The 10,938-nt window shown below is 65.6% G+C and carries 13 protein-coding genes; 9 read left to right on the forward strand and 4 right to left on the reverse strand.

Annotated elements, in window-relative coordinates; all coding sequences use genetic code 11:
* From BGO62_RS06820 to grxD, 7 genes are all read left to right on the forward strand, one after another.
* Positions 1-538: peptide chain release factor-like protein (locus tag BGO62_RS06820; RefSeq protein WP_296640560.1), on the forward strand; the 538-nt coding region annotated here is incomplete at its 5' end.
* Between the two features lie 3 nt (positions 539-541).
* A complete protein-coding gene (gene prmC / locus BGO62_RS06825; protein WP_296640562.1) occupies positions 542-1,390 on the forward strand; it encodes a peptide chain release factor N(5)-glutamine methyltransferase in 849 nt (282 codons plus the stop codon).
* Positions 1,391-1,530: 140 nt separating this feature from the next.
* The gene (locus BGO62_RS06830; RefSeq protein ID WP_296640564.1) at positions 1,531-2,172 is read left to right on the forward strand and encodes a hypothetical protein; all 642 of its coding nucleotides are present in this window, start codon (positions 1,531-1,533) and stop codon (positions 2,170-2,172) included.
* A gap of 4 nt (positions 2,173-2,176) precedes the next feature.
* A complete protein-coding gene (locus BGO62_RS06835) occupies positions 2,177-2,449 on the forward strand; it encodes an HPr-rel-A system PqqD family peptide chaperone (RefSeq protein ID WP_296640566.1) in 273 nt (90 codons plus the stop codon).
* On the forward strand, positions 2,446-3,366 hold the full coding sequence (locus BGO62_RS06840; RefSeq protein ID WP_296640568.1) for an HprK-related kinase A: 921 nt from the start codon (positions 2,446-2,448) through the stop codon (positions 3,364-3,366). The genes BGO62_RS06835 and BGO62_RS06840 overlap by 4 nt, the downstream gene beginning before the upstream one ends.
* Positions 3,367-3,371: 5 nt before the next feature.
* Positions 3,372-4,469, forward strand: a complete 1,098-nt coding sequence (locus BGO62_RS06845) for a nucleotidyltransferase family protein (RefSeq protein WP_296640569.1) — start codon at positions 3,372-3,374, stop codon at positions 4,467-4,469.
* 63 nt (positions 4,470-4,532) lie between these two features.
* Complete coding sequence (grxD, locus tag BGO62_RS06850; RefSeq protein WP_018078259.1) at positions 4,533-4,853, forward strand: Grx4 family monothiol glutaredoxin; 321 nt, start codon at positions 4,533-4,535, stop codon at positions 4,851-4,853.
* A gap of 72 nt (positions 4,854-4,925) precedes the next feature.
* Here grxD and ntrC read toward each other — a convergent pair whose 3' ends face one another.
* The 4 genes from ntrC to glnA all read right to left on the reverse strand — a co-directional run bounded on the left by ntrC (position 4,926) and on the right by glnA (position 9,508).
* Positions 4,926-6,344 carry a nitrogen regulation protein NR(I) gene (gene ntrC, locus BGO62_RS06855; protein WP_296640573.1) on the reverse strand — a complete coding sequence of 473 codons (1,419 nt, stop codon included), beginning with the start codon at positions 6,342-6,344 and terminating at the stop codon, positions 4,926-4,928.
* 5 nt (positions 6,345-6,349) lie between these two features.
* Positions 6,350-7,429, reverse strand: coding sequence for a nitrogen regulation protein NR(II) (gene glnL, locus BGO62_RS06860; RefSeq protein ID WP_296640574.1), 1,080 nt, complete (start codon positions 7,427-7,429; stop codon positions 6,350-6,352).
* Between the two features lie 79 nt (positions 7,430-7,508).
* Positions 7,509-7,979 (reverse strand): DUF4124 domain-containing protein, encoded by a 471-nt coding sequence (locus BGO62_RS06865; protein ID WP_296640575.1) that lies wholly within the window; start codon positions 7,977-7,979, stop codon positions 7,509-7,511.
* A 119-nt stretch (positions 7,980-8,098) separates the two neighbouring features.
* The gene (gene glnA, locus BGO62_RS06870; RefSeq protein ID WP_296640577.1) at positions 8,099-9,508 is read right to left on the reverse strand and encodes a type I glutamate--ammonia ligase; all 1,410 of its coding nucleotides are present in this window, start codon (positions 9,506-9,508) and stop codon (positions 8,099-8,101) included.
* A gap of 281 nt (positions 9,509-9,789) precedes the next feature.
* Between glnA and BGO62_RS06875 the strand changes: the two genes are divergently transcribed.
* Complete coding sequence (locus tag BGO62_RS06875; protein WP_296640581.1) at positions 9,790-10,245, forward strand: rhodanese-like domain-containing protein; 456 nt, start codon at positions 9,790-9,792, stop codon at positions 10,243-10,245.
* Positions 10,246-10,302: 57 nt separating this feature from the next.
* Positions 10,303-10,938 (forward strand): shikimate dehydrogenase (gene aroE / locus BGO62_RS06880; RefSeq protein ID WP_296640583.1); only part of this gene is annotated, 636 nt, incomplete at its 3' end.

The raw sequence follows: 10,938 nt of genomic DNA on the forward strand, positions 1-10,938 counted from the left end.
CCGCGTGCAGCGCGTGCCGGAAACCGAATCGCAGGGCCGCATCCACACCTCGGCCTGCACCGTGGCGGTGATGCCGGAAGCCGACGAAGTCGGCGAAATCGACATCAACCCGGCCGATCTGCGCATCGACACGTTTCGCGCCTCGGGTGCCGGCGGCCAGCATATCAACAAGACCGACTCGGCAGTGCGCATCACTCACCTGCCCACGGGCCTGGTGGTCGAATGCCAGGACGACCGCTCGCAGCACCGCAACCGCGCGCAGGCGATGAGCGTGCTGGCGGCGCGCCTGAAGGACCGCCAGCTGCAACAGCAGCAGTCGGCCGAGGCCAGCGCCCGCAAGAGCCTGATCGGCAGCGGCGACCGTTCCGACCGCATCCGCACCTACAACTTCCCGCAGGGGCGCATCACCGACCACCGCATCAATCTCACGCTGTACAAGATCGACGCGATGATGGACGGCGATCTCGCCGAACTGCTCGATGCGCTGGCAGCCGAGCATCAGGCCGAACTGCTGGCGACGCTCTCCGGCGAAAGCTGAGCGATGAGCGTCACGGCCTGGCTCGACGCGGCCACCGCCCGGATTGCCGCAGCGCAGGGATTGGAGAAGCGCGAGGCGCGGCTGGAGGCGCGCGTGCTGGCGGCGTTTGCCTGGGGGGTTACCCCGGCCTGGCTGATCGCGCACGACCGCGACACGCCGACCGACGCGCAAATCGCAGCGGCCGACGCCCTGCTGACCCGCAGGCTGGCAGGCGAACCCATCGCCTATCTGGTCGGCGCCCGCGAATTCTATGGCCGTCCGTTCGAGGTTTCGCCGGCAGTCCTGATCCCGCGCCCCGATACCGAGTTGCTGGTCGAACTGGCGCTGGCGCACATGCCGCCCGGCCAAGCCGTGGAGGTGCTTGACCTCGGCACCGGCAGCGGCTGCATTGCCATTACCCTGGCGCTGGAGCGCCCGCTTGCGCAGGTGACTGCGCTTGATCGTTCCCCGGCCGCGCTGGCCGTCGCTCGGCGCAATGCCGCCCGCCTCGACGCAGAGGTCGAGTTTCTGAGCAGCGACTGGTTCGCCGCGCTCGGCGGGCGGCATTTCGACCTCATCGTCGGCAACCCGCCCTATATCGCCGCCGGCGACCCGCATCTGAACCGCGGCGACATCCGCTTCGAACCGCTCACCGCACTGGCCGCCGGCCGCGATGGCCTGGACGACCTGCGCCGGCTGACCGCAACCGCCTGCGCCCACCTCAAGCCCGGCGGCGCGCTGCTGCTGGAACACGGCTACGATCAGGCGGACGCCGTGCAGGCCTTGCTGCGGGCCAGCGGCTTCCACTCTCCCCGGAGCTGGACGGACCTGTCGGGGGTTCGCCGCGTCAGCGGCGGCCATCTGTCGGAATAATTTACATGGCCGTGCCGTCCGGCAACGCGCAACATGGCGGCGGCCTGCATGCGGTGGGCGTTTCAGGCCGTCCGATGTAATATTGGTGCGATTCTTGCTCTAATTTGCGGAACGAATCCAAACAATGATCGAGGCTTGCCATGTCTGACCGCACACCCGAAACCCACGACACTCCGCCCGAGGCGCCCCAGAACGACGCGATCGATCAGTCCCGCCGCAAGCTCACCGGCGCCGCGCTGGGCGTGTCGGCGGTGTTCACGCTGGCCAGCCGCCCGGTATGGGCCAGCCAGTGCAGCATCTCGGGCATGGCTTCCGGCAACCTGTCCGCGCCCAAAGGCCCGCCCTGCGCCGGCTGCACCCCGGGTTACTGGAGCAAATGCCAGCACCTGGATTCCTGGGCCGCGACCGGCTACAGCCCGAACGATTCGTTCAATACGGTTTTCGGCGTCACGCAATACATCAACCCGAAAAACAACCAGCCTTACACCCTGCTCCAGGTGCTGGGCCTGCAGGGCAGCGGCAACTGCACGCCGGACACGGTGCAGCCGAATTGCAACGCCAAGCCCAACGGGTACGCCATCGGCAACATGGGCTGCGACCCCATTTCCGTCAACCTCGGCTTCCATGCGGTCGCCGCCTTGCTCAATTCCGCGCATCCGGACGTCAACTTCGGCTACACCCCGGGCGAATTGACCGAGCTCTTCCGCAACAACCTGCACCGCGCCGCCGAACTCAAGGATTCGCTCGCCATGCTGAACGAGCGCGGCTGTCCGCTGAACTGATGCGATGGCGCCCGCCACGCCTCTCGCGTCGCGTCTGCTGAAAAGCTGGGGAGACGAAGCGGTCGTCTACGATACGGCGTCGGGCGACACCCATTACCTGAAGCCCCTGACACTGGCGTTGTATCAGCTCTGTCACGATCATCCCGGCTATACCTCGGTCGACCTCGCCGCGGCCTTGGCGGCACGCCTCGAGGTGGCGAACACACCGCAATTCCAGGAATCGATTGAAGACACGCTCGCCAGCCTGCGCACAATTGGCCTGCTGAAGCCTGCATGAAGCTGCTGCAACTGCCCCCCGCCGAGTTGCGCCGGCAACTGGCCGGAGCCGGCGTATGGCTGCGCACCGGGCCGTTTTCGCTCAAGCTGCAGTCGCGCGTCCCGCACGTGGCGGAAGGCTTGGCTGAACTCTACGGCCAGTTCGAGGTGCGCAGCGTGCACGAGGCCTTTGCCGATTTTCACGTGTCGGTCAATCCGCCCGCCAGTCTGCGCCGCTGGCTGCGCCCCCAGGTCGATTTTTCGTTCGACGGCATGCGCCCTTTCAAGCCGCTGCCGCGTGACCAGGCTTTTCCGATGCTGGAATGGGGCCTCAACTGGTGCGTGTCGACGCAGGCGCATCACTACCTCGTCATCCACGCCGCCGTCGTCGAAAAGAACGGCCTGGCGGCGATTCTGCCCGCCCCGCCGGGCTCCGGAAAAAGCACCCTGACCGCCGGCCTGGTGCTGTCAGGCTGGCGCCTGCTGTCCGACGAACTCACCCTGATCAACCGCAAAACCGGCCTGATCCAGCCGCTGCCGCGTCCGGTCAGCCTGAAAAACCAGTCGATAGAAGTCATTCGCCAGTTCGATCCGGAAACCTATATCAACCGTGCCTCGCACGACACCGTCAAAGGCACGGTGGCGCACATGCGGCCGCCGCGCGACAGTGTGCTGCGCCAGCACGAAGCGGCACGCCCCGGCTGGGTGATTTTCCCCAAGTGGCAGGCCGGTGCGCCCGCCACCCTCAGCCCGCGCTCGCAAGCCCAGACCTTCATGTTTCTGGCGCAAAACGCATTCAATTACAGTCATTTGGGCGCCGACGGCTTTCGTGTCGGCACCGCCTTGATCGACCAGACGGCGTGCTACGATTTCCGCTACGGAGAATTGCGCGAGGCCGTCGCCGCATTCGATCGCCTGGCCGAGCGCCGCACCTCCTGAACCGCATGAAATCCACTTCCCGCGATTTGCTCGCCTGCACCCTGCGCTCGCCCGATTCCATCAGCCGTTTTTCCAGCAGCGAATGGGATACCCTGGTGCGGCAGGCCCGCGCAGCCGGGCTGCTGGCACGCCTGGCGCACCGCTTTCATCAGCACGGCCTGACGGCCACGATACCGGGCGTGGCGCGCTGGCATTTCGATGCCGCCAGAACGCTGGCCGACAAGCAGCGCACAGCCGTGCGCTGGGAACTGCAGCAGATCCGCGCCGCGCTGGCCGACCTCGACGGCCCGCTGGTCGTGCTCAAGGGCGCGGCCTACGTCGCCGCCGAGCTGCCCGCCGCCGAAGGGCGGCTGTTCAACGACATCGACATCCTGGTGCCGCGCGAATATCTGCCGCAGGCCGAGTCCTCGCTCATGCTGGCCGGCTGGCACGCCAGCGGACTGTCGGAATACGACAAGCGCTATTACCGCCGCTGGATGCACGAGATTCCCCCGATGCAGCATATCCAGCGCGCCACCGTGATCGACGTGCACCACGCCATCCTTCCCGACACCGCGCGCTACCATCCCGACTCCGCCAAGCTGCGCAGCCGCGCCGTCGCGGTGGAAGGCCTGCCCGGCATCCATGTGCTGGCAGCGGAAGACCGCATTCTGCATTCCGCCGCCCATCTGTTCCACGACGGCGAGCTGCCGCACGGCCTGCGCGACCTGACCGACCTCGATCTGCTGCTGCGCGACGCCGCCGTGGACCGCGAGTTCTGGCCGCGCCTGGCCGCACGCGCCGGCGAGCTGCAGTTGAGCCGCCCCTTGTTCTACGCGCTGCGTTATCTGCGCTATTTTCTCGACACCCCCATCCCCGCCGACATGATGGCCACGCTGGATGGCGCCGCCCCCAATCGCGCCACTCTCGCCCTGATGGACGGCATTTTCAAGCGTGCGCTGGCGCCCGCGCACGCCAGTTGCGCGGATGCTTTCACGCCGGCCGCGCGCCTGGCCGCCTTCATCCGCGCCCACTGGCTGCGCATGCCCCCGCGCCTGCTGATCCCGCACCTGTTCCACAAGGCATTGATCAGCCCCTATCAGCGCGCGCCCAAACCGGCTTGACGCCGGCCTCGCCGCGCGTATAATTCCCGAGCATTCCAGTCAAGTATTATCCAGGAGCCCGCCATGACCCCCCTCGATCGCATTCGTGACCAAGTCACCAACAATACCGTCGTGCTGTACATGAAAGGCACGCCGCAGTTTCCGCAATGCGGCTTTTCGTCGCGTGCGGCGCAAGTGCTGCAGGCCTGCGGCCTGAAGGATTTTCTGGCGGTGAACGTGCTGGCCGATCCGGAAATTTTCGAAAACCTGAAGTACTACGCGAACTGGCCGACCTTCCCGCAGCTCTACGTCAAGGGCGAGCTGATCGGCGGCTCCGACATCATGATCGAGATGTACCAGAAAGGTGAAATCCAGAAGTTGCTGGAAGAAGCGCAGGCTGCCTGACGCGCCATCCGGCGTCACGTAAAAAGCCGACGCGAGTCGGCTTTTTTGTTGCCGCTTCATGCACCCGGCGAATCATCCGGCCTCGTCCGCCCCGGCTGCGTTATCCATCCCCAGTTCGTGGATCTTCCGCGTCAGGGTATTGCGCCCCCAGCCGAGCAGATGCGCGGCTTCGATGCGGCGCCCGCCGGTATGGCGCAGCGCCACTTCGATCAGCGTTTTTTCGTAGGCCTGGGTGAGCTCATCGAGAATCGCCGCTTCGCCGCGCGCCAGCCGTGCGCCCGCCTCGGCGGCCAGCCGCTGCAGCCAGTCGCCGCCGGCCGGCACGGCCACGCCCTGCATCAGATCGGCCGGCAGGTCGCCCGCTTCGACCACTTGGCCGGGCGCCATCACGGTCAGGTAATGGCTGACGTTTTCGAGCTGGCGCACGTTGCCGCTCCACGGCAGACTGACCAGGATCTTGAGCGCGGCGTCCGACACCCCCTTGACCTCCACCCCGAGTTCGCGCGCGCTCTTCTGCATGAAATGCCGCACCAGCAGCGGGATGTCCTCGCGCCGTTCGCGCAGCGGCGGCAGACGCAGCCGGATCACGTTGAGGCGATGGAACAGATCCTCGCGGAACAGGCCATCGCGCACCCGCACTTCCAGATCCTGGTGGGTGGCGGCGATGACCCGCACATTGACCTTGATCGGGGAATGCCCGCCGACCCGGTAGAACTGGCCGTCGGCCAGCACGCGCAGCAGGCGGGTCTGCAGTTCGGCCGGCATGTCGCCGATCTCGTCGAGGAACAGCGTGCCGCCGTCGGCCTGTTCGAAGCGGCCGCGCCGCTGCGCCGCCGCCCCGGTGAAGGCGCCGCGCTCGTGGCCGAACAGCTCCGACTCCAGCAGGTCTCGGGGAATGGCAGCGGTGTTCAGCGCGATGAACGGCCCGCCGGCACGCGGGCTGTGGCGGTGCAAGGCGCGCGCCACCAACTCCTTGCCGCTGCCGGATTCGCCGGTGATCAACACGGTGGCGTGCGACTGCGCCAGCCGCCCGATGGCGCGGAACACCTCCTGCATTGCGGGGGCCTGGCCGAGGATTTCCGGCGCCGGCGCATCGCTGCCGGCGGGCACGTCGCGGCTGGCGTTTTCCGCCAGCGCGCGGCGCACCAGGTCGAGCGCCTGATCGACGTCGAAGGGTTTCGGCAGGTATTCGAACGCGCCGCCCTGAAAGGCCGCCACCGCGCTGTCGAGATCGGAATACGCGGTCATGACGATGACCGGCACCTTGGGCAGCCGCTCTCTCAGCGCCTGCAGCAATTCCAGGCCGGACACTCCCGGCATGCGGATATCCGACAATACCGCGTCGGGCTGGCTGCGCTCCAGCTCGCGCAGCGCATCGCTGGCCGAACCGAAGGTCATGCACGGAATGTCCTCGCGCAGCAGGGCTTTTTCCAGTACCCAGCGGATGGAGCGGTCGTCGTCGATGATCCAGACACAGGTTCGCTTCGGCATGATTTTCAGGCAGGAAAGGGTAGAAAAATCGCAAACACGGTATGTCCGGGGCGGCTTTCGCAGTCGATGGTGCCGTGGTTCTGCACGACCAGCGTCTGCGCGACCGCCAGCCCCAGGCCGCTGCCGCCTTCGCGTCCCGACACCAGCGGATAGAAAATCTGCTCGCGGATATCCTCCGGCACGCCGGGGCCATTGTCGATGATCTCGACGCGCAGGCCCAGGCGGTAACGCCGGCTTTCCAGCGTAATCTGGCGCGCCACCCGGGTCTTGAAAACGATCTCGCCCAGCCCGTTACCGTGCCCATGCCCGTTACCATGCATTGCCTGCACGGCGTTGCGTGCGATATTGAGCGTGGCCTGGATCAGCTGTTCGGCGTCCGCGCGGATTTCCGGCAGGCTGGTGTCGTAGTCGCGCCGCACGGTCACGCTCGGCGTTTCAGCCAGGATCAGGCTGCGCACCCGTTCCAGCACCTCGTGGATATTCACTGCGCCAAAACGGGGCGTTCGGTGCGGCGTCAGCAAACGCTCCGTCAGCGATTGCAAACGGTCGGACTCCTTGATGATGACCTGCGTGTATTCGCGCAGGGACTCGCGCGGCAGTTCGCGTTCCAGCAATTGCGCCGCGCCGCGTATACCGCCGAGCGGATTTTTGATCTCGTGCGCCAGGTTGCGCAGCAATTCGCGGTTGGCCTCCTGTTGCAGGCGCGTCTGCTCCAGCCGGGCGATGCGCAGATGCGGATCGACCGCGCGCATTTCGATCAATACGGCATGCGTCGGCGCATCCAGCGGTGAAATGCTGCAGCCGAGACGGATCGGCGGATGGCCGCTCGCCGCCACATCGAGCTCGTATTCAATGACCGTTTCCAGCTCGCTGCGCGCGGTCCGGATCGCCGCCAGCAGCTCGGGGCTGCGCTCGAACACCCGCTCGACATGATCGCCCGCCAGCAATGCACCCGACACCCCAAGCAGGGTCTCGGCAGCCGGGTTGACGTACGCGATCCTGTCGTCGGCACCCAGCACCAGCGCGCCGGTGGACAGGCAGTCGAGACCGGAAAAGTCGGGGGCAGTCGGAGACATCATGCTCATACGCACAGTGAAGCACCGATTGTGCCAGAGCGTGGTTGTTGACGCTTCAGCGGCTTACAGCCGCGGCCCCTGCGCCGGCTTACTTCAAATTGGCCAGCTCGCGCTGAATGGCGGCGATGTTCTGTTCGTGCTGCTGCACGCTGGCGCGCAGCTTGTTCACGCGATTGAGATAGGTTGCGTCGGTCGCGCGCTCGCCCGGTTGCAGGCGCTCACCCAGCGCCAGCTGGCGGCGTGCCTCGTCGGCGTTGCGGCGCTCGCCGGAAATTTCGTCCTGCAACACCTGGCGGCGGATGTCGTCGCGGCGTTTCTGCGTGCCCGCGTCGATGCGCGGAAAATCCGCCGGACTGGGATGGTAGGAAGCGCGCCGGGGCGCTTTGCCGCCGCCCGGCAGCGGCGCCGGGGCGCCCGGCAGATCAATGCGCTTGGCGCCCTTCTTGTAGACATCGGTAAACGTCACCTGGCCGTTTTCATCGACGTACTTGTAGATTTCCGCCTGTGCGGGCGCCGCCGGGATCAAGCACAACAGAAAGAAAAAACGCGCAGTTTGCATAGGACCGAGTGTAACGTACCCGTTTGTTAACGGCCCAAACCGGGCAATCTTGACCGCCCTGCCAGGAAACGCAAAAGGGGCGACCGAAGCCGCCCCTCCTTTTGCGATACGTGCGGGACTTACAGCGAGTAGTACATCGCGAACTCGACCGGATGCGTGGTCATGCGGAACTTGGTGACTTCCTCCATCTTCAGCGCGATGTAGGCATCGATCATATCGTTGGTGAACACACCGCCGCGGGTGAGGAACTCGCGATCCTTGTCGAGCTCTTCCAGCGCCATTTCCAGGCTGTGGCAGACTTTCGGCACCTTCGCATCCTCTTCCGGCGGCAGGTCGTACAAGTCCTTGTCCGACGGATCGCCGGGGTGGATCTTGTTCTGGATGCCGTCGAGGCCGGCCATCATCAGCGCGGCAAAGCACAGGTACGGGTTGGCGGTGGGGTCCGGGAAGCGGGTTTCGATGCGGCGCGCCTTTTCGCTGGAGGAAATCGGGATGCGGATCGAGGCCGAGCGGTTGCGCGCGGAATAGGCCAGCATCACGGGAGCCTCGAAGCCGGGCACCAGGCGCTTGTACGAGTTGGTCGACGGGTTGGTGATCGCGTTCAGCGCCTTGGCGTGCTTGATGATGCCACCGATGTAGTACAGGCTCAGTTCGGACAGGCCGGCATAGCCGTTGCCAGCGAACAGGTTCTTGCCGTCCTTCCACAGCGACATGTGCACGTGCATGCCGGAGCCGTTGTCGCCGACGATGGGCTTGGGCATGAAGGTCGCGGTCTTGCCGTAGGCGTGGGCGACGTTGTGCACGATGTACTTCAGGATCTGCGTCCAGTCGGCGCGCTTGGTCAGGGTGCTGAACTGGGTGCCGATTTCGCACTGGCCGGCGGTCGCCACTTCGTGATGGAACACTTCCACCGGGACGCCGGCTTCTTCCAGCGCCAGCACCATGGCGGCGCGGATGTCCTGCAGGCTGTCGACCGGGGGCACCGGGAAATAGCCGCCCTTGACGCCGGGGCGGTGGCCGGTGTTGCCGTTCTCGAATTTCTCGGCGGACGACCAGGACGCTTCCTCGGAATTGATTTTCACGCCGCAGCCCGACAGGCCGTCGTGCCAGGTGATGGAATCGAAAATGAAGAACTCGGGTTCCGGGCCGAAGTAGGCGGTATCGGCGATGCCGGTCGACTTCAGATACGCTTCGGCGCGCCTGGCCACCGAACGCGGATCGCGCTCGTAGCCCTTGCCGTCGGACGGCTCGATGACATCGCAGGTCAGAATCAGGGTGGGCTCGTCGAAGAAGGGGTCCATATAGGCCGTTTCCGGGTCGGCCTTCAGCAGCATGTCGGACGCCTGAATGCCTTTCCAGCCGGCGATCGACGAGCCATCGAAGGGATGGCCATCCTCGAACCATTCTTCGGTGACGAATCGCGAGGGAATGGAAACATGCTGTTCCTTGCCGCGGGTATCGGTAAAACGCAAGTCAACGAATTTCACTTCGTTGTCCTGAATCATCTTGATCACATTGGCCACGGCCATGCTGAACTCCTCAAACTGAAATGGATTGAATGACGGCGCTGCGTGCCACCTGGACCGGCCACGGCGAAACGCCACACGGAAGACTGTTAGCAGTAACCGTGCCATGCGAAAAATCAGGGTCGAACCATTGTGCCATAAGGCCTATGCAGCAGGATAGTGCAGAATCCGCCGCGATTCATGCACCATAAAAACGCACGATCATCCTGTTGCGCACCCTATTGGTGCAAATTGCATCGGGCAGCGACTTTCATATACTGAATCAGTAATAAAAGGAGTCCGTGATGGGACGCATCACCGAGCTGCTCGACGCCGCCCACAGCCGCAGTCAAACCCATGCCTGGTCTTTCGCCGGCGCCCTGCTGCCGCACGAAGCGCATGAATTGCTGCAACGTGCGCCGGGGGCACGTCTGATCGACGTGCGTTCGCGGGCCGAACTCGAACTGAACGGCGGCATTCCCGCAGCGCTGCACATCGAGTGGCAATCCTGGCCGGGCTGGGTTCCCAATCCTCATTTTCTGGTTCAGCTGGCGCAGGCCACCGACCCGGAATCCCTGCTGATGTTCATCTGCCGCAACGGCGCGCGCTCGCACCGGGCGGCCGCCGCCTGCACCGAAGCCGGCCGCAACCATTGCTACAACGTGCTGGAAGGCTTCGAAGGCGACCTCAACAAGGCCACCGGCCACCGCAACGAATTGAACGGCTGGAAACGGCGCGACCTGCCCTGGGCACAAACCTGATCGCCGACCTCGCGGCAGGAGGCAATACGCGCATCAACAGTTAGAATTACGGCCGCCATGACCGACCGTTACGCCGTATTCGGGCACCCGATTGCCCATTCCAAATCCCCGCTGATCCACGCCGCGTTTGCCCGTCAAACCGGGCAGGACATGACGTACGAGGCGATCCTCGCTCCGCTCGACGGCTTTGCCGACAGCGTGGCGCAGTTCATCGCGGCGGGCGGTCGCGGCGCCAACGTCACGGTGCCGTTCAAGGAACAGGCGTTTGCCCTGGCAAGCCGCCTCAGCCCGCGCGCCGAACAGGCCGGCGCGGTGAACACGCTGACGTTCGATGCCGGCGGCATCCGCGGCGACAACACCGACGGCGCCGGACTGGTGGCCGATCTCACCCGCAACCTGCATTGCGTGTCGGGCGGCAAGCGCATTCTGCTGCTCGGCGCCGGCGGCGCGGCGCGCGGCGTGATCGAACCGCTGCTCGACCTGCGGCCCGCCGAATTCGTCATCGCCAACCGCACCGTCGGCCGCGCGCAGGAACTCGCCGAACAGTTCGGCCGCGGCGTCGCCGCCTGCGGCTTCGACGCACTGCACACCCCCTTCGACCTCGTCATCAACGCCACCGCCGCCAGCCTCGCCGGCGAGCTGCCGCCGCTGTCGCCGCGCGTGTTCGCCGCGGGCGCCCTGGCCTACGACATG

It is taken from the genome of Thiobacillus sp. 65-1402 (assembly GCF_001897685.1).
GTDB lineage: Bacteria > Pseudomonadota > Gammaproteobacteria > Burkholderiales > Thiobacillaceae > Thiobacillus.

Coding starts and splice junctions, on each gene's coding strand:
- prmC (WP_296640562.1), top strand. CDS start 542: ATGAGCGTCACGGCCTGGCTCGACGCGGCCACCGCCCGGATTGCCGCA.
- BGO62_RS06830 (WP_296640564.1), top strand. CDS start 1,531: ATGTCTGACCGCACACCCGAAACCCACGACACTCCGCCCGAGGCGCCC.
- BGO62_RS06835 (WP_296640566.1), top strand. CDS start 2,177: ATGGCGCCCGCCACGCCTCTCGCGTCGCGTCTGCTGAAAAGCTGGGGA.
- BGO62_RS06840 (WP_296640568.1), top strand. CDS start 2,446: ATGAAGCTGCTGCAACTGCCCCCCGCCGAGTTGCGCCGGCAACTGGCC.
- BGO62_RS06845 (WP_296640569.1), top strand. CDS start 3,372: ATGAAATCCACTTCCCGCGATTTGCTCGCCTGCACCCTGCGCTCGCCC.
- grxD (WP_018078259.1), top strand. CDS start 4,533: ATGACCCCCCTCGATCGCATTCGTGACCAAGTCACCAACAATACCGTC.
- ntrC (WP_296640573.1), bottom strand. CDS start 6,344: ATGCCGAAGCGAACCTGTGTCTGGATCATCGACGACGACCGCTCCATC.
- glnL (WP_296640574.1), bottom strand. CDS start 7,429: ATGAGCATGATGTCTCCGACTGCCCCCGACTTTTCCGGTCTCGACTGC.
- BGO62_RS06865 (WP_296640575.1), bottom strand. CDS start 7,979: ATGCAAACTGCGCGTTTTTTCTTTCTGTTGTGCTTGATCCCGGCGGCG.
- glnA (WP_296640577.1), bottom strand. CDS start 9,508: ATGGCCGTGGCCAATGTGATCAAGATGATTCAGGACAACGAAGTGAAA.
- BGO62_RS06875 (WP_296640581.1), top strand. CDS start 9,790: ATGGGACGCATCACCGAGCTGCTCGACGCCGCCCACAGCCGCAGTCAA.